The following is a 26,370-nucleotide window of genomic DNA, read 5'->3' on the forward strand; positions in this document are numbered from 1 at the left end:
GTTTCTCATCAAATTCTCATTTTATATTCAGCTTTCTTTCATTTTTATTATCTATACTGTGGTTAGAATCACATAATCACTCATTAGAAAGGAAGCTGAAAATCAATGAAAAAACCACTCGCATTAACACTGGTAGGATTATTAACCATTGGAGGAACATCAGCCGCCTTAGCCTCGACAGCAACAACCAAAGCGGAAGCAGATCCTGTATTAACCGCTCAAAACGCAAACAGTCCGATTTCAGAGCAGGAGGCTAAAAAGATTGCAGAAGCATTTATTGGTGGAAAAGTTACGGACATAGAAAAAGATTTTAATGATGGCGCTTTGTATTACGAAGTAGAAGTAGATCTATATGGGGAAGAGTTTGATGTAGATATATCTGAAGAAAATGGACAAATTGTAGATACAGATGGTAACTTACTAAAAACAAATGCTGCCTCAGCTGCGCCTATTGCACCAAAAGAAGCAGAATCAGCTGCTAAACAAGCTGTTGATCTAGATACAATTATTCAAACCGAACTAGAAGTTGAAAACGCTCAATTTGTATATGAGGTTGAATTTAATGTACATGGTGATGGTGAAGACGTTAAAGTAAGTGGAGAAACAGGTGAAATCCTCTCCATTGATGATGACTTTAATATAAACCCATCAGGAGATCAAATTTCAGCAGAGGAAGCAAAAGCCATCGCCATTAAAGAAGTCGGCGAAGGAGCAAAGGTAACCGAGGTTGATTTAGATACCGACGACGGAATCTCGATTTACGAAATTGAATTAAATCTAAACGGAACAGAGTATGACGTTGATCTAGATGCCAATACAAAAGAAGTGTTAAAAGTTGAAAAAGATTAAGTTAAGGAGGCCTGCAGTCGCGGGCTTTTTTTAATAGAGTTCTTATTATTGTATAAATACTGATGCTACTACCTATCTAACAAGCAGACGAAGATGAAGAGCCGAAACCTGTAGGATAAAAGGAGGTCATTGAAAAAGTCATCAAGTCATCGAGAAATGAGCTTATGCACCGCTACAGGAGAAAACTTCGCTAATGTTTTGATATAAACAATTTAAGAACGTTCGCAGTCTAATAAAAATAGTTTTTCAGTAACCTCGATAAAAGGAGGCCACTGAAAAAGACGGTTTACCTTAAATATACATGCTAGTTTAATGATGTGAAAAGCGAATATAATCCCTCTTGTTACAAGGATATAAGAAATGAGAGGTAGATCCATCGGAAGGAAGCCGAATACATCGGAAAGTGCAGAAAATACATCGGAAGACGATCTAAACACGCATGCGTAAGTCGGAAAGCACAACCAACCCACTACCATCCCGACCCCACGGATGGAAAATGCGCAAAAAGCATCATGTGCTGCGCGAAAAAGCGGAGTGCGTGCGCGGAAGGAGAAAACGAAGCTTCACCGGGAAAGCACGTGGCAGACCGACATTGAAGTGACGCCCTCTGGCACTTCAAGGGTTAAGGCCGCACCCATGGAGCTTCCTGTAGCGATGTTAATGAGCTCAGTTTATATGACTTTTTCAGTGACCTCGTTAAAAAGGGTTCAATGAGATAAACCGACGTAGTCGTGTTAGCTCATTACCTTCCCTTGGGTAAGTGCCCCCCTATTTTGGGAGCGTCTGCCGAAGAAATGAATCATAAACCGCCCTCTAGCGAAAAAAGATAATATACAAATAAACTTGGAAACTGACAAAAAACAAGGAAGGTCTCCCCTCCTTGTTTTTCATTTACCTGTTATTCTGCTTTTTCATAACGCAACACTGGTTTACGTGCTGCCAGCGTTTCATCTAAACGTCCAATCACCGTATGATGCGGCGCCTCTTGAACAATTTCAGGATTCTCTTCAGCTTCCTTAGCAATTTGAATCATCGCGTCGATAAATTCATCTAACGTTTCTTTTGATTCTGTTTCTGTTGGCTCAATCATCATACATTCCTCTACATTTAACGGGAAGTAGATGGTTGGTGGATGATAACCAAAATCAAGTAATCGTTTGGCAATATCCAATGTACGTACACCTAGCTTCTTCTGACGTTTGCCTGAGAGGACAAACTCATGCTGGCAATGCTGTGTGTATGGCAGATCATAATGCGGTGCCAAACGACGCATCATGTAATTTGCATTTAACACGGCAAATTCAGAAACCTGACGTAGTCCCTCTGGTCCCATTGTCCGAATATATGTGTAAGCACGCACGTTGATTCCATAGTTTCCGTAATAAGGCTTAACACGGCCGATGGATTTAGGTCGGTTATAATCAAAGTCATAACCCGATGCCGTTTTCACCAAGATTGGTTTAGGGAGGAACTCAATCAGATCTTTTTTCACCCCAACTGGCCCAGAACCCGGTCCGCCACCACCGTGTGGTCCGGTAAACGTTTTGTGAAGATTTAAGTGAACAACATCAAAGCCCATATCTCCTGGTCTCGCAATTCCAAGAATAGCATTTGAGTTTGCTCCATCATAATATAGCTTTCCGCCTGCTTTATGAATGATTGAAGCCATCTCGACAATATAGCTTTCAAATAGTCCAAGTGTATTTGGGTTAGTTAGCATGAGAGCTGCTGTTTCATCACTCACTACCTCACGTAAGTGCTCTAAATCTACAAGACCATGCTCATCTGTACGTACGGTAACGGATTGAAATCCTGCCACTGTGGCTGATGCTGGGTTCGTACCGTGTGCTGAATCCGGAACAATTACTTTTGTACGTTTAGAATCGCCCCGCGCTTCATGATAGGCGCGAATCATCATTAATCCTGTCCACTCTCCATGTGCACCGGCTGCTGGCTGAAGGGTCACTTCGTCCATTCCTGTGATTTCTGCTAGAGACGTCTGAAGGTTATGAAGTAATTCTAGTGAGCCTTGAACTTGAGCCACAGGCTGATACGGATGGACATTTGCTAGTCCATCAATACGAGCAACATCTTCATTAATTTTAGGGTTGTATTTCATCGTACAAGATCCTAATGGATAAAATCCTGAGTCCACGCCATGATTTCGATTTGACAAGGCCGTGTAATGCCGCATAATTTGCAGCTCTGAAACCTCGGGAAGCTCAGGCTCTTGAGCTCGAACATACTCATCTGGAAGTAACGAGCTTAAATCCTGTTCTGGAATATCAAGATCCGGCAGGCTATGTCCAACTCGTCCAGGTCTGCTTATTTCAAAAATTAATGCTTGGTTTTTTGTACTCATTGTAATGCCCCCAATTCCATCGCAAATGCATCCAGCTCTTCTTTTGTACGAACTTCAGTTACACAGATTAACATCTGTCCTGATAGCGCCTCGTCATCTCTTTCTAGTTCATATCCGCCTATAAATCCTTTTTCGAGTAGCTTCTCGTTAACGGCTTTAACTGATTGATCTAATTGAATCACAAATTCATTAAACGTTGGCGCTTCACCTATAAGTTTAATGCCTTGCTCTTGCAGCTTTGTTTTTAAATAAGCGGCCTTTTGAATATTTTGATACGCCATATCCTTTACGCCTTTTTTGCCGATGGCCGTCATAGCAACTGAGGCAGCAAGTGCATTCAAGGCTTGGTTTGAACAAATATTTGACGTTGCTTTGTCACGACGGATATGTTGTTCACGAGCTTGTAGAGTTAATACAAACCCACGTTGCCCTTGATCATCAACAGTCTGTCCAACCAAACGTCCAGGTACTTTACGCATCAACTTTTTAGTTGTCGCAAAATATCCGCAGTGTGGACCACCATATTGCATGGAAATCCCAAATGGCTGTGCATCGCCAACAACAATATCTGCTCCAAACTCACCTGGAGATTTAAGCAAACCTAAAGCAAGTGGATTACTCGAAACAGCAAGTAGCGCCTTCCCTTGATGAGTAATCTCTTCTATTTGAGCTAATGGCTCGATATGGCCAAAGAAGTTAGGATATTGAACGAGCACACATGCCGTATCATCGCTGTAAAGCTCTTTAAGCTGTTCCACATCTGTTACGCCATCTTTGGTATCAATTTCAATGACATTTAAGCTCTGTCCATAGGCATTTGTTTTTAATACGGCACGGGCTTCTGGATGAACAGCCTTTGAAACAAGAATGGTTTTCTTTTTTGTATGACCACAGCTCATCATTGCGGCTTCTGCTAAGGCTGTAGGACCATCATACATAGAGGAATTTGCTAAATCCATACCCGTTAGCTCACAAATCATACTCTGGAATTCAAAAATAGCTTGCAGCTCCCCTTGGGAAATCTCTGGCTGATAAGGTGTATACGCCGTATAAAATTCTGAACGCGAGATGACGTGATTCACAATCGACGGGATGTAGTGATCATAGACCCCTGCACCAAGGAATGATGGAGTACTTTTTACGGAAACGTTTTTTGCTGCGAGTCCGTGAAAAAATTTAATGAGCTCAGGCTCTTTTAATGCTTTTTCAATATTAAGCTGCCCTTTAAAGCGAATCTCCTTAGGGATATCAGCAAACAAATCTTCAATTGAGTCAACACCAATTGCATCAAGCATTTCTCGACTATCGGTTTCTGTCATTGGTAGATAACGATTATTCATATTCAATAAATCCTCCCTATGGACGTGGTCGCTTATAAAATGGAGTGGATACAACCTCTGCTGGAATACGTTTCTTTCGCACTTGAACCTCAACCTTTGTGCCAAGCTCTGTGTGAGCAATTTCAAGTAAGGCAAGGCCAACATTTTTCTTTAAAGTAGGTGACTGCGTGCCTGTTGTGACAAACCCAATTGACTGGTCATCTACGAATACTTCATAGCCAGCACGTGGTATGCCCTTATCTAGCATTTCAATTCCAACTAGCTTGCGGCTAAGTCCTTCTTCCTTCTGCTTCTTGAGTGCATCTTGACCAACAAAATGATCTTCCTTATTCACTTTCACAGCAAATCCAATGCCTGCTTCAAGTGGTGATATCTCACGTGTTAGCTCTTGTCCATATAAGGCAAGCTTTGCTTCAAAACGAAGTGTATCACGAGCTCCAAGACCTGCAGGAACTAAACCGTCTTTTTCACCTTCAGAAAGTAGTTGCTTCCAAAGGGTTGGCGCATCAACTGACTTTGTATAAAGCTCAAAGCCGTCTTCCCCTGTATAGCCTGTTCGAGAAACAAGCGCTTGAACGCCTGCGACTGTTATATCCGCTTTAAAACGAAATGGACGAATATCTGCAAGAGTTTCCTCTGTCAGTCTCTGAAGAATGCCTTCTGCAAGTGGTCCTTGAATGGCCAAAAGGGCTGTTTCTTCTGATATATTTTTCATTGAGACAGACTCGGGCTTGTATTGAACCATCCAATCCCAGTCCTTATCGATGTTAGACGCGTTCACCACAACCAAATACTGTTCATCTGCTTTTCTGTAAACGAGTAGATCATCCACTGTTCCACCATCTTCATAACACATTGCCGTGTAAATTGCCTGACCATCAACCAGCTTGGATAGATCATTGGTCAAAAGCTTTTGTAAAAAAGCTAAAGAACCTTCTCCTGCAACTTCAAACTCGCCCATATGTGATACATCAAATAGACCAGCTTTAGTGCGTACAGCCTCGTGTTCAGCCTTGATACTACTAAACTGAACGGGCAGGGCCCACCCTCCAAAATCAATTGTTTTTGCATTAAATTCCTGATACAAGTCAAATAATGGTGTTCGTTTTAAGTCAGACATGCTTCTCCTCCTGATGAAAGAATAGTTTGAACTCTTAAACAAAAAAAGACAGACTGATACACACATTTGGTGTATCACCCTGTCCTTGAACCAGAAAGTTTCACTCGGGCTGTGCCGAATTGTCTTCGTGGGTGGCTTGCTAAGCAAGCTCTCTCCAGAGCTGCGTCACGTAAAAGTCTTTTTGCCTGAGAGATTCACATCACTGCTTGCTCCTTCGGCGCCGGGCAGTACCCGATCTCTCCCTTTACCTTCATCCGCAAAAAGATTGGTATTATGTTTTGAATAAATTGGTACATACTAGTAACAGTAGTTGTTCCTTTACACTGTTTATCCTATCAATAGTCTAAGTAAGGCGCAACACTAATTTTTGAGTTCTATTCAATTCTTTCTGGGAGTGGGTCAAACCAATGACTGTACCAATACATTTTAATGAGACATGGCAAACAGATTTTTTAAAACGGCTTGATACGGATGGACCTTGGTCAAATTGGGAGAATTACTGCTTAGCCTATGAAGCTGAGCAATATAAGCGTGTAGCTGATTTTCATGGTTTACTTGCTCCCGAGCATCTTCCCCAGCTAAAGCCCTACCCTCATCAGCTTGAAACGGCTAAAACTGTAATTGAAGAAATGAACGGTAAAGCAATCCTTGCAGATGAAGTAGGACTCGGAAAAACAATTGAAGCGGGTCTTATTCTTAAAGAATACATGATTCGTGGACTTGTAAAGAAGGTTCTTATTCTAGTTCCTGCCTCATTAGTATCCCAATGGGCTGTTGAATTAAATAGTAAATTCTATATTCCGGCGATTCCACAGAAAAAAGCATATGTATGGGAACAGTGTGATATTGTGGTAGCTTCCATTGATACCGCTAAACGTCAGCCACATCGAGATCTAGTCTTAAACCAATCCTATGATCTTGTCATTATTGATGAAGCTCATAAGCTGAAGAATCCAAAAACAAAAAACTATGAATTTATTCGAATCTTAAAGAAAAAATTCTGTCTTCTTTTAACAGCCACACCCGTTCAGAACAAATTGGATGAAATCTTTAATCTAGTCTCTTTGCTGAAACCAGGGCATCTCGGTGACTTAACATCCTTTGAGAAAGAATTTCGTTCAAACGGTCGCTCCCCTCGAAACGATGAGAAATTAAGGGCACTCGTAAACAAAGTGATGGTTCGAAATCGCCGGGAGGAGACAGGCATAACTTGGACAAAACGAATTGTTGAAACTGTGCCTATCACCTTCAGCAAAGACGAAAGAGACCTTTATGAGGCAATCTCCTCTCTAGGAGCCAATCATTTTGCCTTACTCACCTTAAAGCGAGAAATTTGCTCCAGCCGTGAAGCGACCTTTATGACACTCAAGAATATCATTGAAAAAGCGGAGCAGGATGGACGGGACAGTTCTGACGCGGTTGCCTTGCTAAATCAAGCGGCTACAGTTGAACATCATGCTAAAGCAGAAAAAGCATTAGAGCTAATTCGCCAGATTGATGGAAAAGTAATTATATTTACTGAATATCGCGCGACCCAGTTATATCTGCAATGGTTTCTAAAGCAAAACGGCATTACCTCCGTTCCTTTTAGAGGGGGCTTTAAGCGCGGAAAAAAAGATTGGATGCGTGAGCTATTCAAAAATCATGCACAGGTCTTGATAGCAACGGAAGCTGGCGGAGAAGGGATAAACCTTCAATTCTGTAGCCATATCATTAATTATGACCTCCCATGGAACCCAATGAGGATTGAACAGCGAATTGGTCGTATCCATCGTCTAGGACAAGTGAATGACGTTCGAATCTATAACTTTGCCGTTCAGGATACGGTTGAACAAAAGATTCTGGAGCTACTCTACGACAAAATTCATTTATTTGAAAAAGTGATCGGACAGCTAGATGAGATATTGACCAGAATTCAATTACCGAACGTAGACGATTATGTTAAGGATGTACTTCTTCGCTCTGAATCAGATGGAGAAGTTCAGTTAAAGCTATCACATCTGGCTGACATTATGAATGATGCAACAGAATCAGTACCTGACGAGGAGGAATACCATGATCCAATCAGAAGTTCGCGATTATCTTAAACGCTACTTTACAGCCAATGATTGCCCTGAGGTTGAAAGTCAACCTGAGTACTTTACCGTTCAATTATCTGTAGAGATGGATAAGCTATTAATGAATCGTCCTTTTTATTGGCACTACTTGGAGAAGACAGGTGGTACACCAAATCCGATGACGTTGACTTTACTGACCAGTCCTTCTGAGCAAACACAAGAAATAAAAGGAGAGCAAATTCACTTTGGCTCTCCTCGCCTCCATCAAATTTTTGAATCGACTCGCTCACTCGGATCGTATATTCGTATGTATGAAAATGTAACCTCTCAGACCTCCACATCTATTCCACTTCAGCCGTGGTTACATATGAACGCAAAGGTTTCCTTTCAATGCGACCGAAAGAAAGACGTCCTATTGTCATTAGGATTAAATTTGATTCATGGACAGATTGTCAGTGGGTTCTATGATTTAATACAATCGACTTCCCTTACACCTAAGCTTCCTGATTATTGCTTTACCCTCGCTGCTTTAATTAAGCCAGCAAGTGGAATCATTCGACTGCAAAAAATGGTTCAAACCTTTGCAAGCAATGAACCCGATGACTGGGCCCAAAAAGCAAGGCAGCGATGGCAACAGGATAGTGATTTACTGGAGAGTTTCTATGAAGAGTATGAGGAAAAACCCGAAAGCTACGAGCTCGAGAAACAAGCATTAAAGGAACAATATGAACCGAAAATTGAAGTAGAGATCATTAACGGTGGGATCTTTTATTTGCAGAAGCAGGTTTTCACTTAAAGGAAGAAGGTTGGGACATTGCTACACAGGACTATAACTTACAGATAAAAAGACGAATAATACTGCTAATCTATACTCTGCGTATGTCATCTCTCATAAACTTGATACCTGCTACTCACCAAGCGGACGAAATTGGAGAGGCGACACCTGCGGGATGAAGAGGAGGCCGCTGAAAAAGTCTTGTAAGAATGGGCTAATGGCCCCGCTCCAGGAGAAATTTACGCTTTCCACGGGAACGGCCTCAGCCCTTGAAGTGGAAGCGCGCCACTTCAATGTCGGTCTGCCGCGTTGTTTCTCCTTTCGCTCATGTTCCCGATCAGACAATTTACCAACATTCCCATCTAAGGAAATGAGAGCTGTTTTTTGTTTAAAAGATGATTTAATATGATTTAGTGACCTCGAAAAAAAGGTTCATTGAGATATATCGACGTAGTCGAGTTAGCGCGGGTACTCCCGCGGTAAGCGTGCCCCCATTTTTGGCAGCGGCAGCCGAAGAACCGACACTCAGATAACCTCCCATTCCTCCTGGATTGAAATACCAGCCGCCTTATTCTCGTTTATACAAAAAAAATCTGAACAATGAATTGGAGAGACTCCAACATTGTTCAGATTTTCTTTTGGTTATATTAATTCTATCTTAGCCTATTCTACTGTTTATGCGAATTAAGGCGCACCTTCACCTGTAGTGATTAGTCTGAACAAGGTCATGACAGAGAAGAAACCAAAGACCAGTACAGTGACAAACGAGAATCCGACCGCAAATAAGTTCATACGTTTGAATTCACGTATACCTCCAATGACGGCAAGAATCGTGATAATTAAAAAGACAATAGACAAAAACATGTTTGTACCCCCTCTCTATTAACATGAATGTTTTGATCCTCCCACTAAAAAAAGCTATGATATACAAGACAGCTTTCATTACGTGAAGGAGGATAATTATGACTTGGACACAGCTACCTTTAGGTCCCATTCAAACAAATGCATATGTTCTAGCTAATGCAGACAACGAGGCATTAATTTTCGATCCAGGTGGTGATGGACCGGAGCTCATTCAATGGATTAAAGAAAAGCAACTTGAACCAAAAGCCATTCTCTTAACCCATGCACACTTTGATCACATTGGTGCGGTGGATGAGGTAAGAGAAACATTTTCAATTCCAGTTTACCTTCATCAATCAGAGAAGGACTGGCTAGGAGATCCCGAATTAAATCGTTCAAGTGCCTTTTTAGGTCGAACGCACATTACAGCAAAACCAGCAGACCACCTTATCACTAAAGAGCAAACCTTAGACATTGGATCTTTTTCATGCAAAGTATTAGAAACACCAGGTCATTCACCAGGAAGCATTTCCTTCTATTTTGAGGAAGAAAAGATTGTTTTCTCTGGTGACGCCCTTTTTGCTGGCAGTATTGGTAGAACAGATCTTCCAGAAGGAGACCACCAATTACTACTTACAAGCATTGATCAGAAATTAATGGATTTACCTGAAGAGACCATTGTGGCATGCGGCCACGGTCCATCAACTACTATAGGAGTAGAAATGGATTCAAACCCATTTTTGAACGCCCTATAAAGCAATGATTAATGAACCGGCTGAGTGGTCGGTTCTTTTAGTGTCCACCAAAGCTTGGTACAAGCACAAATGTTGAATAATAGGTAAAACCAACAAAGAAAATAGTAAGATACGCTCCAAATATGTAGATATAAACTCGCTCTGAAAGGTTTAGGTAGCTTAAAGCAAGCAATATAGCCGTTTGCGCAAAGAACAGCAATGCCATACTGTACATATCGCCGGCAAAAAACAAGACAGCAAAGATCCCTGTCCAAAAAGCGAGCACACGATACATTCGTTCCATATACTCTGCCTCCTTTTACTAATGTAATCGTTATTTTAATGAATGCTCTTATATTATATACTTTAAAATTCCTGTTTGTAAATGCTTTCGCCGCTTCTGTTGAATTAAACAGAAGCAGCGTCTACATCTTAATTTTGATTCCTCTTTATAAACCAGCTCAAAGCCAACGGCAACACGCCAAATGCTCGATAAGAAAAGGATGCTTTATTCGTTTTCCTCCTCAAGCGTTCTTCTTTTCTTATAGTACCCGGCTTATCCATTTGTATGACAGCCTGCTGCGTAATAAATTTAATTAAGTCTTGAAAGGACATACAATCACTTCCCACAGTCTTTTCCCCCTAGTATGCCCGATCCCTCAACATTAAGTCATGTCACTAAATTGAATAATCTGATTTGTTGTTACATTCACTTGCATTCGAGCTCTTCGCTTATGAGATTCTTGAATCGCTGCTCGAATGTCCACCAATACAACTTCCTCTGATTGAGTTCTTGTAATTAGGGTAACGGTGCCTATTTCATATTCCATGACTTCTGTACCTTCTTGTTTCTCAGAAAGATCGATATAATCCTGGATACTGATTTGTACTAGGTTATTCAATTGAAGGAGCTTCTCTTGCTCTAATACATATCGTTTTTCTGTTTCATAAAGCTGCATCGCATAAAGACACGCTAAAGTTAACAAGGAAACAATAAGCATTGTCATCGGGTATGCAAATCCACCCTCTTGCCTGCTCATAACGGTTCCTCTATTTTCGTTAGCATGCTACTTAAAGAGCGGCTGTGAACATGACCATTCTCCATAACGGTTTCACAGGTCAAAATAGCACCGTCTTTCTCGCAGGAGAAGCCCTTAACAGAGTCCAGCATCGGCACATAGCCTCTTCCTCCAACCAACCGTCGAATTGAACCAGAAGTCAGCTGATAGGTCACATGTTCATCTCTTTTGATGACATCTAATTTATTTTGAGAAACCAATACCTCCTCTGCTTCCCCCACATCTACGGCTAATTGGTTACTGTAAATATTTAATTCAAGCCTAGAATAACTGCCAAAAAACGGCGACCACATCAAAGCCTTTAAGGTTAATGGGATCAGACTTACAATAAGTATCGTTAATCCAAACGCTACAATGGCTTCAATGAGAGTATAGCCATCGTTATTTTTTAGCATATAAACACGTTTGTTGATCGCGTTGATTCGCTCCTTTCCAGCTTAAACAAAATCGCATGGTTCCGTCTTTAAGCTCAATGGTTTCAAAAGTGTATAATGTGTTTTTAGGTTCTTCCCCCTGCCTCCCGTGAAGATAATGTAGAACCTGGGTCTCAAGAAGCAACAGAGCTTCTTCATGCTGTCTCACAGCTACTCGTTCTTGATGAATACCACTGAAAATTGGAAGGATAAATAAAGCTGACATCGATATAAGAGCAAATGAAAACATGACTTCCATCAATGTAAAGCCTTTACTGTTCTGAATATCGAATTCTCCCCTTCCCTATCTGAATAACATAGACATATTCCCTTCCATGTGTTCTAAATAGGACTCTTCCAGCATTCCGTGGATTCCCATTACTATTAAAGGAAACAAAATTAGCGGTAAGGGTCAGAGGTAAAAGGGTCATATCAGGGGAGGAATACTGTCTCAGAATATACGCGGAGCCATCATTTAAACGAACACGATACGAATTGGCTGAACCTCTCAAACTAACCATTTCACCTCTTGCCATAGCTGCATGCTGTGCAATCATATAATCCTGCTTCAGTTGCCAGGCTGTATAGCTTGCTTCATGCTGTTCACGAACGTTGGAAAACAGTAAAAGAGGAAGTGTGGTTAATATTGAAAGGAGCGAGAGAGTAATAAGCATTTCTAGGAGGGTGTGACCTTGTTCATTCATGAAGAGGAGCGAACGACTTGTTTTTGGTTATTTAATTCTAATGTCTGACCATCTGGGCAACTGCTTTGATCGGCATAACCACCTGTAATTAAATCCGAAATAGATGTAGGAGATTCGTTCTCTTCCATTTCATATACAGAAACCTGCGCCTGAAGCAGCTTAATTGTGGCCTCGCAACCCTTCTCTCCAGCTACTGCATTATTTTTTGTCATGTTGGGGATGGCAATTAACAAAAGAATGGAGATAATCATAAGCACAACAAGCATTTCAACTAATGTAAAACCACGCTTACAATACAAATAACGTTTCAAAAGATCCGCTCCTTTTTTTGGAGGGATATTAGGCAGGAAGAGGGAAAGAACTGAGGGGATATCGCGTACAATCCTCCTTTCTATTTAGCTATTATATACATTAGGCATGAATCCTACATAATCCTGCAAATAAAAAAAGAATTCAGCACGGAATGCTAAATTCTTTTTGTGTAGTGCGGGTGAAGGGACTTGAACCCCCACGTCATAAGACACTAGATCCTAAATCTAGCGCGTCTGCCAATTCCGCCACACCCGCATATTCAGTTCTTGCTTAATAAAAATGGCGGAGAAGGAGGGATTTGAACCCTCGCGCCGCTTACACGACCTACACCCTTAGCAGGGGCGCCCCTTCAGCCACTTGGGTACTTCTCCAAGCATCAAAAAAACAACGTTCTTTGTTTTTTGGAAGAGTAGGATGGGCCTGAGTGGACTCGAACCACCGACCTCACGCTTATCAGGCGTGCGCTCTAACCAGCTGAGCTACAGGCCCATACTCTAAAAGCGGGTGATGAGAATCGAACTCACATCATCAGCTTGGAAGGCTGAGGTTTTACCACTAAACTACACCCGCATGGTTAAAAATACTTATGAAAATAAAAATCAAAGCGGAAGACGAGATTCGAACTCGCGACCCCCACCTTGGCAAGGTGGTGTTCTACCACTGAACTACTTCCGCAATGGCTGGGCTACCTGGGATCGAACCAGGGAATGACGGAATCAAAATCCGTTGCCTTACCGCTTGGCTATAGCCCAACTGTAAAAAAAGGTAATTGCGGGAGGAGGATTTGAACCTCCGACCTTCGGGTTATGAGCCCGACGAGCTACCAGACTGCTCCATCCCGCGTCGTTATAAAGTGTTTGGATGATGTTCATTCGGTGATGCAAACCGACTGTTTCTTCCTCTACAAGCTTATGCTTTGTAGTGTATCCGTCGAAACAACTCGTAGTATTTCTTGAAGCGGATGCTTGTTGCTCCATCCCGCGTCGTTATAAAGTGTTTGGATGATGTTATTCTTTAATCCAATTTTAAAAATGGAGGAGGAAGAGGGATTCGAACCCCCGCGCGGTTTGACCCGCCTGTCGGTTTTCAAGACCGATCCCTTCAGCCAGACTTGGGTATTCCTCCGTGGTACTATTTAAATAAGTGGAGCCTAGCGGGATCGAACCGCTGACCTCCTGCGTGCAAGGCAGGCGCTCTCCCAGCTGAGCTAAGGCCCCTTAATGAAAGGTATGTAAGCTGTTGTTGTTTTGAACAACTATCAGCGACGTTTAATAATATATCATAGCTTCTTTAATTAAAGCAAGCCTTTTTTTTAAAAAATTTCAGGAGAGAATTTTTTTGCGTCTCTCTCCCTCTTATATTACCCTAATGCGCCTATCATTTCAAACATGGGAAGCATGACAGATAAAAAGACAACAAAAATAAATCCCCCCATCAAAATAAAAAAAATAGGCTGTAAAAAGGTCATACATTTTCTTAGTGTATCCTCCAGCTCTTGAAACAGCATTTCACTATAATTCTGCAGATCGGTCGCCATATACCCTGTACGATGTCCGTTTTCCACTACAAATGATAAATCTTTCGAAAAGTATGGACGATTTGCGAGCATTTGATTAAATGATTCGCCTTGTGCAAGTTCTGCTTTCATAACCACAGCTTCATGTTGAAAAAAAGGCAGATGAGATTGTTTTTCGAAAATGGTTAATGCATGCTGAATAGACATCCCAGCTGCTAGTAACCTGCCAAATTGAAGGGAAAAGTAATATGTTAAAACTCTTCTTGTTACACTTGCAAGAAAGTGAATTTTTAATAGCCTATCAATTTTCTCATGAGAAGGTAACGGCTTTACGAATCGTCTATAGCATACATACAAGATAGCAATAAGTATTAAAAGAACAGCAGTGATATAGGGTAGATTCTCGAGGAGTTGAAAGAATATTGATGTAAGTAAAGGCGGCTGACTATTCATGGATACAAACAAATTCTGAAAGTGAGGCACAATAAATTGCTGAACAATAATTAAAACCATAAGCCCTGCCCAGCCTAAGACAATGGGATACCTTAGTAACTTTTGAATATGCTTTTTAGTTTTCTGCCTTCCTTCATATACTTTTCCTGCTTGAATTAGTCCCTCCGCAATGTCTCCCTGTTCCTCATAAAAATAAAGAAACGATAAAATGTCCGGTGGTAACTCAAGATGTGTGAACGCCTCATGAATACGTATCCCCCGTTGTAAATCCATCTGGACGCTTTTTAATTGTGCTTGTTCCTGTGAATGTACATGTAACGCTATAAAAGAGAGCGCCGCTTCCATGGGATATCCCTGTTTTAACAGTGTGCCTATCCGAATGAGTCGACCTGCTTGCTCTAGCTTATTGGTTTTTTTCACGTATTCACCCCCCTCCTCTTATCATCCGATGAAGTGAGAGTTCATCAATAAAACCTAACATCCATGCTTTTTGGGCTATATGAGCTAACTGATGATAAACAGGTCGTTGACTCGACTGAATCCCAGAAAGTAACGCGTCTTTCTCTAGAAACTCATACAAAGCGTAATACTCGTTGGATGTTGTGCTAATGAGTCGTTGAGCAACAATTACCCTACAGACTTCCGACACCTCTGTTTTTGAAATACCATATTCCTGTAAACGTAAAACCGCTTGGAACGCATCCGTTGTATGCATGCTCGCTAGTACAAGATGGCCAGTCAAAGCTGCACGAATCGCTAAAGCTGCTGTGGCTTTCTCACGTATTTCCCCTACTACAATGACATCAGGATCATGACGAAGCGTCGCGCGTAAACCTGTTTCAAAGGTCACACCTGCTCGTTCATTAATTTCAATCTGAACGGCTGACTCGATGGGGCGTTCAACAGGATCCTCAATGGTGACCATTGTTTTTGTTTTGGGGTGTAATATTTCTTCAGCGAGTGCATAAAGGGTGGTCGTTTTACCTGAACTCGTGGGTCCGCAAATGAGAACAAGTCCGTGGGCCAATTGTGAAATATTTTTGAGGTTTTTTAATTGATGATAAAGGAGGGGCAAATTATGAAGTGATTGTCTTTTTTTCTGGGGAAGTAAACGAATAGCTAAGCTTTCCATAAAGGTAGATGGCAATGTGGAGAGTCTCAGTGAATAGGGTCCGTGTTTCGATGGAATGGTCATCGCCATACTTTGGGGTTTTCGGCGTTCGCCAATGTCCATACCAGACATATACTTAAAATGGCTAATCATTCGTTCAGCAACATGCTGAGTCATCCTTCGTTGCTCACTCATCTGTCCACGAACTCGGTATTGGATGGAGCAATGATCTTTCTGTGGGATAAAATGAATGTCTGATACATGTTTTAAGATGGCATCCTCAATTAATCTGCTACTTTCAATATCGATCTCATACAATGTCCCACCTCTTTCCTTACTAGGATAATGGAATAGTTCGACACGTTGCACCATTTTCCTTTATTAGAACAAAAGAAACTGAATAAAAGAAGTTGAATAAAAGAAAATCTTGTGGGGATGATACTCAGTAGATATTTATGAATGGGCTATAGCCAAGTGGTAAGGCAGCGGACTTTGACTTCGTTATCGTTGGTTCGAATCCAGCTAGCCCAGTCTTCATTTAATCCTTAGATCCCGGTCCAGAGTGGAATGGACCGGGATTTTTGCGTTTGGTTATAGCTTTTCATTCGATCTTCTTGTTCTCGGGATCGTTTGTCCTGGCTGTTTACGAATCCATTTAAGAAATCGTCGAATCGCTTCATCCTCTTGCAGCTCTTTAATACTAGTTAGTCTTGCTGCTAGTTCGGTATTGCTATACTGCGCATGAATTTGTTTGTGACAAGGTATACAAAGTAGGGCTGTTTGTTCATTCGTCCCTCCTTTTTGTTTGGGCAGTAAGTGATGAACGGTTCTTTTTACTTTTTCTCGCAGACACAACTCACATTGCCCGAGCGTATTTTTTGTCATGAGTTAGCCGTCCTTTCCGCACCAAATCTCATTAAAAGTTATTAGTTCTTTTTTTATAACCTGTTCGAACGATAATTAATCCTCCCTTTTCTGCGTTAAATTTGCTACGATAACATAAGGTTTCCTAAGTACTAATGTGTTTAACGCAAAGGATGTTATTTACATGAAAACGGCTTTTTACCAACAAAAACAAACGGATATAACGTCCATAGATCGAAGTGAATGGCAGCGAATGTATCAGGCGGCCAAACGAGGTGAAGTCACCTGTGTTCATTGTCAGCAACCAGTTAGAATGCATATGTCTATTCACCAAGAGCCTTATTTTGATCATCCAAGATCATTATTTGATTGTGAGAATGAAATAAAAAAACTTGAAAAGTCTAAAGAAGTCTCTTTGCCACCAGCCGAAGAACAAAAAGAAAATAGAGACTCCTCACATACCTTTGTTCTGCCTAAGAGTAGAGCCATCACAGCCACTCACCAGCCAAACTCTCCATTTTCTTGGAAGGCTCCCGAGACCGTAACTGCTTACCCAGACTTTCAACCTCCCACAAAGAGTAAATTGAAAGCGAAGCATCCTTATCTACATACACTTGAACAATCAAATGTTGTGTTGGATGATACTCAGTGGCAAGCGGTTAGCCATACCCAAGGTCCGCTTCTGTTAGTTGCTGGAGCGGGTAGCGGAAAAACAAGGGTATTAACCAGTCGTGCGGCTTATATGCTTGCGGACGAGGGCATTGCTCCAGAGCAAATGATTCTGGTCACGTTTACAGCAAAAGCTGCCCGTGAGATGAAGGAGAGAATGCAGCTTTACCCAGGACTAGATGCAAAAATGCTTCACAAATTAATGATTGGAACCTTCCATAGTATCTTTTATAAAATGCTCATTCATCATCAACGTGATGCATGGAATCACCAAAACCTTTTAAAGGAATGGCAACGTACCTACATTGTTAAAGAAGCGGGTAGAGAACTTGGTTTAGAAGAAAAAGAATTTGCTTATGATCAAGCACTTACACAAATCAGCTGGTGGAAAAATCACTTGCTAACACCTAGTGAGATTAAACCTAAAGATATCTGGGAAGAACGCTGCGTTCATTTGTACAAGCGGTACGAAGAGATCCGTATGAGTCGTTCTGCCTTTGACTTTGATGATATGTTATCCGGCTGTTATGAGCTATTAACTACTAATCCCCTACTATTAGAGCGTTATCAAGAGAGATTTTCATATGTGTCTGTAGATGAATTCCAAGATATAAATAAAGTTCAATTTAAATTAATTCAGCTACTAAGCGAACCCCAGCGTAACCTTTGTGTAGTTGGTGATGATGACCAATCCATTTATGCATTTCGAGGCAGTGATCCAGAGTACCTCCGCTCATTTTCAAAGGAGTACCCGGAAGGTCAAACCATTCTATTAAACAAAAATTATCGATCTTCGCATCCGATTGTCTCTTTAGCCAATAATGTCATTACAAGTAATAAGCATCGTGTTGAAAAACGGCTTCGTGCTCAATTTAATAAGGCACACTCTCCAATTTTATTTTTTCCTTATGATGAGGAAGAGGAAGCCACAATGATTGTCACGGACATTAAAGAACTAATTGAAAATGGAGCAAGTCCTCGAGACTTTGCCATACTATACCGGACAAACGTCCATTCCATGGCCTTATTTGAAAGACTGATTGAATCAAGCATCCCTTTTGTAATCGAGCAAGAAGGGGATTCCTTTTACAAACGGAAAGTTGTGAGGAAGGCGTTGGCATATTTGCGAATAAGTCAACATCCAGATAATACTCAAGCAATGGATGATCTACTTGGGGCGTTGTTTTTAAAGCAGGAAAGATTAGCTGATGTTAAACGTATGAGCATTTTGCATGACTGCTCCTTGCTTGAGGCCCTTCGCCATTTAGATGGATTACAGCCATTTCAGTTAAAAAAGCTTGAAGAGCTACCTTCTCAATGTAATCAGATTCGCACCTTATCACCAGAATCAGCATTAACTTTAGTTGAGCAGGAACTCGGCTTTAAGGATTACCTTAAAAAACAAGGAAACGAAGGTAACAAAATGGATAAAGGCAGTGATGACTTAGCACGTCTAAAGGTTTCTGCCAGACAACACAACAGCATTCAATCTTTTCTTATGCATATAGATCACATCATTGCCAAACAAGAGGAAAAACAAAAGCAACCCTCTGAGTCAGATGCGTTACAATTAATGACCATCCATCGTTCGAAAGGGCTTGAATTTAAGCACATCTATTTGTTAGGTGCTGTAGAGGGCTCTCTTCCCCATGATTATGCACTTGATGCATGGAGAGATGGAGATGATGCGCCTTTAGAAGAGGAAAGACGTTTAATGTATGTAGCAATGACACGTGCCAAAGAGCATCTGGCCATTTCAGTTCCTATGATGTATCGCGGTCGACGCGCTCAGAGATCAAGATTTGTACGAGAAATGGGGCGACACATTCCCCCATCCACACGTAAGGAGGTATCAGCCAAATGAGTAACTCAATTCACGAGTTAGCGGCAAAATGGGTGCAAGAACAACTAGCTGACGATTTGACAGGACACGATTGGTATCATATCAAAAGAGTAACAGCACTAGGTCGCTATCTTTTAAAAGGTACAGAAGCAAATTCCAATGTTGTGATTCTCTCCTGCCTACTGCATGACTTGGCTGATGATAAAGTTGTGGAAAGCGAGGAGGCAGGACGCCAATTAATCGTTGAATGGTTAATTACACATCACGTAGCTCAAGATACCATTGATCATATTATCTCAATTATTTCCACCATGTCATTTAAAGGCGGTAACGGTGTACCTATGGAAACCATCGAAGGGCAAATTGTACAGGACGCCGACCGCTTGGACGCTCTTGGCGCCATTGGCATTGCTAGAACCTTTACCTATTCGGGTCATAAACAGCAAGCGATGTATAACCCAGAACTATCCACTCGAGAAAATATGAGTGTGAGCGAATATAGACAGGGTACATCCAGTGCTGTTCACCATTTTTATGAGAAGTTATTTAAGCTCCCTGAGCTCATGAATACACAAAAGGCTCGAATCCTCGCTAACGAACGTGCTGATTTCATGAAAAAATATTTAGAGCAATTTTATTCAGAGTGGTCTTTTGAGGCATGAGGGAAAGATGGTTGGGATAGTCTGACTTGCGAAAACCGTTGAGTATTACCTTAGCCCCGTATTGCTAATAAAAGTGATACGGGGCTAATTTTAGCTATGAGCATTGACAAAATAGATTACTTGTCTTTACCTAGCTTCCAAGTCATCGCAATATTACGCGAGAGCTCTTCTAGATACGTCAAACCGTTTTTCATTGCATCCTCTAAAGGTATAGCTCCTGGCACTAATGAATAAGCCGCATCAATTCCATGTTTATAGATAGCCTCATATCCATGACCTAACTGACCAGCTAATGCAATAACAGGAATATTATCTTGCTTTGCTGCTCTAGCAACGCCAATGGGGGTTTTTCCAAAAATAGATTGATAATCTAGTCGCCCCTCTCCAGTAATCACCAAATCGGCATTACTAACTTTTTCTTGAAATCTTGTGATCTCCAAAATAAGTGTAACGCCTGATGCCATACGAGGATTGACAAAAGCAAGTAAACCAGCACCGAGTCCTCCAGCTGCTCCGGCCCCCGGTGTATCTCGAATATCCATTCCTAACTGCCTATCTACTACTCTAGCAAAATGAGTTAATCCATTTTCTAACTGTGCTCTGATCTCTGGAGTCGTCGCGCCTTTTTGCGGTCCATAAATAGCCGTTGCCCCATTTTCGCCTAAGAGAGGATTCTCTACATCTGATGCAACTTCTATCTTTGCCTGAGCAAGTAAAGGATCAGCCCCTCTTGTATCGATCCGATGTAATGTATGAAGCGCTCCCCCACCATGCTTAATTGAATGACCGTTCTCATCCAGTAGCTTGATTCCTAGAGCTTGAGCCATTCCAGCTCCGCCATCATTGGTAGCGCTCCCACCCAAACCCAATATGATACGTGTCGCACCATTTTTAAGGGCATCAACAACTAATTCACCCGTCCCATACGTTGTTGTAATGAGTGGGTTTCTTTGATCCTGAGGCACATGATGTAAACCAGATGCAGAGGCCATTTCAATAACCGCTACCTCTTCTTGTTTAGCTAATGCATATGTAGCCTCAACTTTGTTGCCTAAAGGACCTGTGACCTGAATGGTACGTAATTCACCATTTAACGCATCGGCCAGAGATTCAACGGTACCTTCCCCTCCGTCTGCCATAGGAATCTTTAAGTATGTTGCATCGGGAAACACTTGCTTAAAGCCTTTTTCAATTGCAGTAGCTGCCTCTAAAGCCGAAAAGCTTTCTTTAAATGAATCAGGTGCTATGATTATTTTTTTCATGGTAGACATCCTTTCTTTCGATCACTCAGAATAAGGCACAATTTCTGTCAATTAAAGAGAGCGCTTTCTTGAAATAAAATGGTGAATCCTTTACGCTGATATGGAAACGATGAACCTTAAATCATCATACCGAATCCATTTAGTTTCTACAAGAATCTATTGGATTGGAAGCTGGATTAAAAGGTAGCTAAACAAACGAGTGTTGATGGAGGGATAAGATGAAAAAATGGAGTATTGCTTCTATACCAGGGGACGGCGTTGGAAAAGAAGTAGTCCCTGCAGGGCAAAAAGTATTAGATACAGTGGCAGAAGTACATGGTGGTTTATCATTTGAATTTACTTCTTTTCCATGGAGCTGCGAGTATTATTTACAGCATGGAGTCATGATGCCAGAGAATGGGCTTGATCAGCTTAAAGACTTTGATGCTATCTTTCTTGGAGCAGTCGGTAATCTGGATCTAGTTCCTGACCATATTTCCTTATGGGGTCTTTTAATAAAAATCCGTAGAGAATTTGAACAAGTAATAAATATTCGGCCAGCAAAACAATTAAAAGGGGTCACGTCTCCATTAGTGAATCCTAAAGAGTTTGATTTATTGGTCGTCCGTGAGAATAGCGAAGGCGAATATAGTTCAATTGGTGGCAGGATGAATAAAGGAGAGGATGAACTAGCGATACAGAATGCGGTTTTCTCACGAAAGGCATCAGAAAGAGCCATGCGTTATGCTTTTGATTTAGCGGCTAAGCGCAGGCAGCATGTGACAAGTGCTACGAAGTCAAATGGGATCGTTTACTCAATGCCCTTTTGGGATGATGTCTTTACTGACGTATCAAAGGATTATCCATCTATTCAAACTGATTCTCAGCACATTGATGCCTTGGCAGCTTTTTTTGTTACCCAGCCTGAACGCTTTGACGTGATCGTTGCAAGCAATTTGTTCGGTGATATCCTAACTGATATCGGCGCGGCTATCATGGGTAGTGTGGGAATTGCACCGGCTGCAAACATTAATGTTAACGGCGCCTATCCCTCTATGTTTGAGCCGGTTCATGGCTCTGCACCTGATATTTTTGGGAAAGGTATTGCTAATCCTATCGGACAGATTTGGACTGCCAAGCTCATGCTTGATCACCTGGGAGAAGTAGAACTTGGCGAGAAACTACTTGATGTGATTGAGGAAACCACCACCGCAGGCATTTTAACTGCAGATATCGGCGGCAATTATTCCACTGAGCAAGTAACGAACGACATCATCAACCGCCTGCGGTCTCTATAAACAATATTTTGATGGGATGGAATACGCAGAGTGCCCCCTATTTTGTCCGTTAGTTTAGATAGGCCATGATATAAGAAGGTTACACGTTACATTAATTAAAATCCCTTATCACAGTTAAACGCGATAAGGGATTCATTTTGATTTTATTTACCTGTTTCTTTTTCGTCGTTCCAACTATCCGCACCTTTAAGACCAGGAATATTTTTCTGATAGAAGACCGGGTCTTTTCCTTCTTTTCTTTGACGCTGATAGTCTTTTATCACTGCAAAGGCAATTTTGCTGATAAGTAGGATAACTACTAAGTTAACTCCAGCTGTGATAGCCATAAAGACATCAGCCATTCCCCAAGCCAACTCAATACTAATCATCGATCCAATAACTACCATGGCGATTACCGCAATACGATATACATGTAGCCAACCTGAACCTGCTTTTATGAAATTGATGTTAGATTCCCCATAGTAATAATTTCCAAATAATGAACTGAACGCAAAGAAAAAGATCGAAATTGCTACAAATCCTACAGCCCAACTACCCAAATGATCACTCAATGAAGCTTGAGTTAACGCAACACCATCTTCTCCCCCCGTCAAATACACGTCTGAGAGTAGGATGGCAAAAGCAGTAGCCGAACAAATAATGATTGTATCAAAAAATACACCTAAGGATTGAACTAAACCTTGTTTCACTGGATGTGTGACATGTGCCGCCGCTGCCGCATGCGGCACACTTCCCATACCAGCTTCATTTGAGAATAACCCTCTGCGCGCGCCTTGAATAAGTGCGCCAATTACTGTACCCGTTGTTGCTTCACGAAAATCAAACGCATCTGATATGATAAGACCAAAGACAGCAGGAATTTGAGTGTAATTTAAGATCATGACATAAAAGACAACCCCAATATAAAAAACAGCCATGACTGGTACAATGATAGAAGAAATCTTAGAGATTCGTTGAACCCCACCATAAATAATAATTCCCGTGGCAATTGCTACAATAATTCCTATAACGAGCTTGTCTACATTAAAGGCCTGTTCAACTGCATTCGCAAGTGTGTTAGCTTGAAGAGAGTTGAAAATAAGTCCAAATGTAATAGAAATTAGTACCGCAAAAAAGATCGCAAGCTTTCTTTTTCCAAGTGCTGTTTGAATATAGTATGATGGACCCCCTCTAAACTGATTTCCATCCCTTACTTTATAAACTTGAGCGAGCATGCTTTCTATGAATCCTGTCGCCATACCAATAATTGCTACAACCCACATCCAAAAAATAGCCCCAGGGCCACCTACTGATATAGCTAAAGCCACACCAGCTATATTTGCTGATCCTACTCGTGAGGCAGCACTAATACAAAAAGCTTGGAACGCTGATACCTCATCTTTTTTTGATTTATCCCCCAATACCCTAAACATCTCAGGGAACATTCGAAACTGAACAAAGTTTGTTTTAAATGTGAAGTATAATCCAGCCCCCACTAATAAAATGATTAATATGTACGTATAAACAAAATCATTAAGTGCGTCTATCCAATTCACTACAATATCCATCTGCATCCTCCTTATTAATTAAAATAAAACAATATCCTATACCCGATCCTAAGCAAAATATGTATAAGTAGAAAAAGAGGGCTGTATGGCCCTCTTTAGCTTTATACACTTTCTGTTGTACTATTCGTTAGACCTAGCTCAGATTCGAGTAGCTTTTTGTTAGCTAGTATTCGTTCATCTTTGGGGAGGTACGTCCTAGCCATCTCATTCTTTTCATAGGATTTCTGCTTATCACCCAATCGATAATAACATACACATAACTGAAGATTTGGATACCAAGTAGAATACGCGGGATAACTAAAGCTCCATTGATTAGGATCAGGCTTTAATTCCGCAGCTAGCTCATACCAGAATGCTGCCTCTGTGTACATGGCTTTCACTTGATAATTGTAGCCAATGCGCGAACAAGCCTCGGGTCTTGGTGTATGCGTATAGACAAAAGATTGAAATAAAGACTCTAGTTCTTTATCTAATTGATTCATGTGCCGGTAGCAATCCGCTTTCCCAATACAGGCATGGAAAGAATCCTCAATCCATCCATCTCCTTTATCAATATGAAAATTGTATTGTTCAATTGATTTTTTAAATTTGCCTTTTTCTCTAAGCTCATTCCCATAATAAAAATAATCTCTTGCACTAAATTCCTCTCCATCTTTTTCCTTCTGTTCAAAGATGGAGAAGATCACTCCCGTGTTGCTACTAGCCTTTTCAGGCGTAAATTCTTTTTTATGAGTGATGGAGATATCCGAGTTAATAATATGCCCAAAGACATTTAAATACTCATGGGCATCCCCACCCCAAATAAAGTTCTTCTCTCTTTTTACTAAACGGTTTCTGCGATATCTTAATGCAACATTTCCCGCTTCATCAACACCATTGTCATAATACATTGAAACTGAATCTACCGACGGGTCTAAAGTCTTCTTTAATTCCATTAATTTCTTTTGATCTTCTTCTAGTAATACATCATCCGCATCAAGATAAAGAATATATTCCTTGGTAGCGTGTTTAAACGCTTCATTTCTAGCAGCAGCATAGCTATTAGTCCATTTGTAAAAGAAGACCCGATCTGTATAGGTTCTGGCAAGCTCCTCTGTACCATCTGTTGAGCCCGTGTCTACAATATTAATCTCATCAACAATATGTTTAACGGTATCCAAACACCGTGCTAAGAGCTTCTCTTCATTTTTTACTATCATACATAAGCTAATGGTTATCATTCGACTCTCTCCATTCTTCATGGCTATACAGCTATACTATGAATTTTAAAGTTCACTGTGAAAGTCGTTTTTATGGTTGATCTATAAAAAAAACCATCCTAGCAAACAGGATGGTCCTAGATATTAACTTATGACAGTCTCACTATATTTAAATTCGCACCTACTCCAGGTTGCAGCGTTGCCGTTCCTAAAAGACCATATAGTTGAACACTTATTGTCGCTCCTGCTGGAACAGTAATGATAAAAGTAGAGGTAATTAAGTTTGTCGTCAGCCCTGGTGCTACTACGGAAGCATCTACCTGTACTCCATTTAAGAGTACCCTTCCATTAAGCAATAAAGATGAAGAAAATCGAAGGGTATAACTTATTTGATACGTACCTGCTTGAGCAATTGTAAATATCGTACCTGCTCCATTTGAAGTAACGTTGTTTAGAAGCTGCAGGTTAGGAAGCGGCACCAGTGTTCCGGCTAAGATTACAGCAATTGCTGTTCCTTGCGTGTTGCCTGCATAAGCATTAGTTGCTGTAACGTTAGGACCGGTAGTTCCAGTGGCTCCGGTTGCCCCTGTCGCCCCTGTCGCTCCCGTTGCTCCGGTGGCTCCGGTTGGCCCTGTTGGCCCGGTCGCTCCCGTGGTTCCTGTCGCCCCGGTTGCTCCGGTTGCCCCTGTCGCCCCTGTCGCTCCGGTTGGCCCTGTGGCTCCCGTTGGTCCTGTTGGTCCGGTGGCTCCTGTCGCTCCTGTGGCCCCGGTTGCTCCAGTTGGCCCTGTTGGCCCTGTTGGCCCTGTGGCTCCGGTCGCTCCCGTCGCTCCTGTCACTCCGGTGGCTCCTGTCACTCCGGTGGCTCCTGTGGCCCCCGTTGCTCCGGTCGCTCCTGTTGGCCCTGTTGCTCCGGTCGCTCCGGTTGCCCCCGTTGCTCCGGTCTCTCCTGTGGCCCCCGTTGCTCCGGTCGCTCCTGTTGCCCCCGTTGCTCCGGTCTCTCCTGTTGGCCCTGTGGCTCCGGTTGCTCCTGTGGCCCCCGTTGCTCCGGTCGCTCCTGTTGCTCCGGTCGCTCCTGTCGGCCCTGTGGCTCCTGTTGCTCCCGTGGCCCCCGTTGCTCCTGTCTCTCCTGTTGGCCCTGTGGCTCCTGTGGCCCCGGTTGCTCCCGTCGCTCCTGTTGCCCCGGTGGCTCCTGTTGGCCCGGTTGGCCCTGTTGCTCCGGTTGCTCCTGTTGCTCCTGTTGCTCCTGTTGCTCCCGTGGCTCCTGTTGCTCCCGTGGCTCCTGTTACTCCCGTTACTCCCGTGGCTCCTGTTGGTCCTGTTGCTCCCGTGGCTCCCGTTGGCCCTGTCGCCCCAGTTGCTCCGGTCACTCCGGTGGCTCC

Annotated in this window: 25 protein-coding genes, 10 tRNA genes and 1 riboswitch; of the genes, 8 read left to right on the forward strand and 27 right to left on the reverse strand. The window is 42.0% G+C overall.

The genetic code is table 11. From position 1 onward, the window contains the following. Window positions 1-105: 105 nt before the first annotated feature. Complete coding sequence (locus FN960_RS19960; protein WP_143850639.1) at window positions 106-849, forward strand: PepSY domain-containing protein; 744 nt, start codon at window positions 106-108, stop codon at window positions 847-849. Window positions 850-1,747: 898 nt separating this feature from the next. Here the strand turns inward: FN960_RS19960 and gcvPB are convergent. From gcvPB to gcvT, 3 genes are read right to left on the reverse strand one after another with little or no spacing between them, the layout of a single operon-like run. Further along, window positions 1,748-3,211, reverse strand: coding sequence for an aminomethyl-transferring glycine dehydrogenase subunit GcvPB (gene gcvPB / locus FN960_RS19965; RefSeq protein ID WP_143850640.1), 1,464 nt, complete (start codon window positions 3,209-3,211; stop codon window positions 1,748-1,750). After that, entirely contained in the window at window positions 3,208-4,551 is a 1,344-nt protein-coding gene (gcvPA, locus tag FN960_RS19970; protein WP_143850641.1) for an aminomethyl-transferring glycine dehydrogenase subunit GcvPA, read from the reverse strand. The genes gcvPB and gcvPA overlap by 4 nt, the downstream gene beginning before the upstream one ends. A 16-nt stretch (window positions 4,552-4,567) precedes the next feature. Further along, the gene (gene gcvT, locus FN960_RS19975) at window positions 4,568-5,671 is read right to left on the reverse strand and encodes a glycine cleavage system aminomethyltransferase GcvT (protein ID WP_143850642.1); all 1,104 of its coding nucleotides are present in this window, start codon (window positions 5,669-5,671) and stop codon (window positions 4,568-4,570) included. 163 nt (window positions 5,672-5,834) lie between these two features. Then, window positions 5,835-5,925, reverse strand: a riboswitch (glycine riboswitch). Between the two features lie 153 nt (window positions 5,926-6,078). On the opposite strand from gcvT, the gene FN960_RS19980 reads away from it, so the two are divergent. Both FN960_RS19980 and FN960_RS19985 read left to right on the forward strand, forming a co-directional pair. Next, entirely contained in the window at window positions 6,079-7,758 is a 1,680-nt protein-coding gene (locus FN960_RS19980) for a DEAD/DEAH box helicase (protein ID WP_143850643.1), read from the forward strand. After that, the gene (locus tag FN960_RS19985) at window positions 7,727-8,524 is read left to right on the forward strand and encodes a YqhG family protein (RefSeq protein WP_143850644.1); all 798 of its coding nucleotides are present in this window, start codon (window positions 7,727-7,729) and stop codon (window positions 8,522-8,524) included. The genes FN960_RS19980 and FN960_RS19985 overlap by 32 nt, the downstream gene beginning before the upstream one ends. 663 nt (window positions 8,525-9,187) lie before the next feature. On the opposite strand, the gene FN960_RS19990 is transcribed toward FN960_RS19985, so the two are convergent. After that, window positions 9,188-9,367, reverse strand: coding sequence for a DUF2759 family protein (locus FN960_RS19990; protein ID WP_143850645.1), 180 nt, complete (start codon window positions 9,365-9,367; stop codon window positions 9,188-9,190). Window positions 9,368-9,465: 98 nt separating this feature from the next. On the opposite strand from FN960_RS19990, the gene FN960_RS19995 reads away from it, so the two are divergent. Next, window positions 9,466-10,101 (forward strand): MBL fold metallo-hydrolase, encoded by a 636-nt coding sequence (locus FN960_RS19995; protein WP_143850646.1) that lies wholly within the window; start codon window positions 9,466-9,468, stop codon window positions 10,099-10,101. Between the two features lie 37 nt (window positions 10,102-10,138). Here FN960_RS19995 and FN960_RS20000 read toward each other — a convergent pair whose 3' ends face one another. The 18 genes from FN960_RS20000 to comGA all read right to left on the reverse strand — a co-directional run bounded on the left by FN960_RS20000 (window position 10,139) and on the right by comGA (window position 15,986). Continuing rightward, window positions 10,139-10,384 carry a DUF2626 domain-containing protein gene (locus FN960_RS20000; protein WP_143850647.1) on the reverse strand — a complete coding sequence of 82 codons (246 nt, stop codon included), beginning with the start codon at window positions 10,382-10,384 and terminating at the stop codon, window positions 10,139-10,141. Window positions 10,385-10,512: 128 nt separating this feature from the next. Further along, entirely contained in the window at window positions 10,513-10,695 is a 183-nt protein-coding gene (locus FN960_RS20005) for a YqzE family protein (protein ID WP_143850663.1), read from the reverse strand. A gap of 50 nt (window positions 10,696-10,745) precedes the next feature. Continuing rightward, window positions 10,746-11,120 carry a competence type IV pilus minor pilin ComGG gene (gene comGG, locus FN960_RS20010; RefSeq protein ID WP_143850648.1) on the reverse strand — a complete coding sequence of 125 codons (375 nt, stop codon included), beginning with the start codon at window positions 11,118-11,120 and terminating at the stop codon, window positions 10,746-10,748. Beyond that, the gene (locus FN960_RS20015; RefSeq protein ID WP_143850649.1) at window positions 11,117-11,554 is read right to left on the reverse strand and encodes a ComGF family competence protein; all 438 of its coding nucleotides are present in this window, start codon (window positions 11,552-11,554) and stop codon (window positions 11,117-11,119) included. The genes comGG and FN960_RS20015 overlap by 4 nt, the downstream gene beginning before the upstream one ends. Next, window positions 11,541-11,831, reverse strand: a complete 291-nt coding sequence (locus FN960_RS20020; protein WP_143850650.1) for a hypothetical protein — start codon at window positions 11,829-11,831, stop codon at window positions 11,541-11,543. Before FN960_RS20020 ends, FN960_RS20015 begins: the two co-directional genes overlap by 14 nt. A gap of 13 nt (window positions 11,832-11,844) precedes the next feature. Then, complete coding sequence (gene comGD, locus FN960_RS20025; RefSeq protein ID WP_143850651.1) at window positions 11,845-12,276, reverse strand: competence type IV pilus minor pilin ComGD; 432 nt, start codon at window positions 12,274-12,276, stop codon at window positions 11,845-11,847. Next, the gene (comGC, locus tag FN960_RS20030; RefSeq protein ID WP_143850652.1) at window positions 12,273-12,587 is read right to left on the reverse strand and encodes a competence type IV pilus major pilin ComGC; all 315 of its coding nucleotides are present in this window, start codon (window positions 12,585-12,587) and stop codon (window positions 12,273-12,275) included. Before comGC ends, comGD begins: the two co-directional genes overlap by 4 nt. Window positions 12,588-12,761: 174 nt before the next feature. Continuing rightward, a tRNA-Leu gene (locus FN960_RS20035) sits at window positions 12,762-12,843 on the reverse strand. Between the two features lie 25 nt (window positions 12,844-12,868). Then, a tRNA-Ser gene (locus tag FN960_RS20040) sits at window positions 12,869-12,959 on the reverse strand. 44 nt (window positions 12,960-13,003) lie between these two features. Then, window positions 13,004-13,077: transfer RNA gene (locus FN960_RS20045), tRNA-Ile, on the reverse strand. Window positions 13,078-13,087: 10 nt separating this feature from the next. Beyond that, window positions 13,088-13,158, reverse strand: a tRNA-Gly gene (locus tag FN960_RS20050). 33 nt (window positions 13,159-13,191) lie between these two features. Further along, window positions 13,192-13,263, reverse strand: a tRNA-Gly gene (locus FN960_RS20055). A 2-nt stretch (window positions 13,264-13,265) separates the two neighbouring features. Further along, window positions 13,266-13,340 (reverse strand) — tRNA-Gln (locus FN960_RS20060). Window positions 13,341-13,357: 17 nt separating this feature from the next. Continuing rightward, a tRNA-Met gene (locus tag FN960_RS20065) sits at window positions 13,358-13,431 on the reverse strand. Window positions 13,432-13,620: 189 nt separating this feature from the next. Continuing rightward, a tRNA-Ser gene (locus tag FN960_RS20070) sits at window positions 13,621-13,713 on the reverse strand. A 19-nt stretch (window positions 13,714-13,732) separates the two neighbouring features. Then, window positions 13,733-13,805, reverse strand: a tRNA-Ala gene (locus FN960_RS20075). A gap of 143 nt (window positions 13,806-13,948) precedes the next feature. Continuing rightward, window positions 13,949-14,977, reverse strand: coding sequence for a competence type IV pilus assembly protein ComGB (gene comGB, locus FN960_RS20080; RefSeq protein WP_143850653.1), 1,029 nt, complete (start codon window positions 14,975-14,977; stop codon window positions 13,949-13,951). 4 nt (window positions 14,978-14,981) lie between these two features. Further along, complete coding sequence (gene comGA / locus FN960_RS20085; protein WP_185971123.1) at window positions 14,982-15,986, reverse strand: competence type IV pilus ATPase ComGA; 1,005 nt, start codon at window positions 15,984-15,986, stop codon at window positions 14,982-14,984. Window positions 15,987-16,128: 142 nt separating this feature from the next. Between comGA and FN960_RS20090 the strand changes: the two genes are divergently transcribed. Next, window positions 16,129-16,199: transfer RNA gene (locus FN960_RS20090), tRNA-Gln, on the forward strand. 60 nt (window positions 16,200-16,259) lie between these two features. On the opposite strand, the gene hlpB is transcribed toward FN960_RS20090, so the two are convergent. Beyond that, window positions 16,260-16,553 (reverse strand): HNH nuclease-like protein HlpB, encoded by a 294-nt coding sequence (gene hlpB / locus FN960_RS20095; protein WP_143850655.1) that lies wholly within the window; start codon window positions 16,551-16,553, stop codon window positions 16,260-16,262. 163 nt (window positions 16,554-16,716) lie between these two features. Here hlpB and FN960_RS20100 point away from each other — a divergent pair, with 163 nt between their 5' ends. After that, window positions 16,717-19,065: a UvrD-helicase domain-containing protein gene (locus FN960_RS20100; RefSeq protein ID WP_143850656.1), complete on the forward strand. Its 2,349-nt coding sequence runs from the start codon at window positions 16,717-16,719 to the stop codon at window positions 19,063-19,065. Continuing rightward, window positions 19,062-19,706, forward strand: a complete 645-nt coding sequence (locus FN960_RS20105) for an HD domain-containing protein (RefSeq protein ID WP_143850657.1) — start codon at window positions 19,062-19,064, stop codon at window positions 19,704-19,706. Before FN960_RS20100 ends, FN960_RS20105 begins: the two co-directional genes overlap by 4 nt. Before the next feature lie 116 nt (window positions 19,707-19,822). Here the strand turns inward: FN960_RS20105 and FN960_RS20110 are convergent, their stop codons facing one another. Next, on the reverse strand, window positions 19,823-20,968 hold the full coding sequence (locus tag FN960_RS20110) for a glycerate kinase (protein ID WP_143850658.1): 1,146 nt from the start codon (window positions 20,966-20,968) through the stop codon (window positions 19,823-19,825). A gap of 218 nt (window positions 20,969-21,186) precedes the next feature. Here FN960_RS20110 and FN960_RS20115 point away from each other — a divergent pair, with 218 nt between their 5' ends. Next, window positions 21,187-22,245, forward strand: coding sequence for a tartrate dehydrogenase (locus tag FN960_RS20115; protein ID WP_143850659.1), 1,059 nt, complete (start codon window positions 21,187-21,189; stop codon window positions 22,243-22,245). A 143-nt stretch (window positions 22,246-22,388) separates the two neighbouring features. Here FN960_RS20115 and FN960_RS20120 read toward each other — a convergent pair whose 3' ends face one another. From FN960_RS20120 to FN960_RS20130, 3 genes are all read right to left on the reverse strand, one after another. Beyond that, window positions 22,389-23,792, reverse strand: a complete 1,404-nt coding sequence (locus tag FN960_RS20120) for an alanine/glycine:cation symporter family protein (protein ID WP_143850660.1) — start codon at window positions 23,790-23,792, stop codon at window positions 22,389-22,391. 101 nt (window positions 23,793-23,893) lie between these two features. Continuing rightward, on the reverse strand, window positions 23,894-25,012 hold the full coding sequence (locus tag FN960_RS20125) for a glycosyltransferase family 2 protein (RefSeq protein ID WP_143850661.1): 1,119 nt from the start codon (window positions 25,010-25,012) through the stop codon (window positions 23,894-23,896). A 128-nt stretch (window positions 25,013-25,140) separates the two neighbouring features. Continuing rightward, a partial coding sequence (locus FN960_RS20130) for a BclA C-terminal domain-containing protein (RefSeq protein ID WP_143850662.1) occupies window positions 25,141-26,370 on the reverse strand: 1,230 nt, incomplete at its 5' end.

The sequence above is a fragment of the Alkalicoccobacillus porphyridii genome (genome assembly GCF_007293315.1).
Taxonomy (GTDB): Bacteria; Bacillota; Bacilli; order Bacillales; family Bacillaceae_D; genus Alkalicoccobacillus; species Alkalicoccobacillus porphyridii.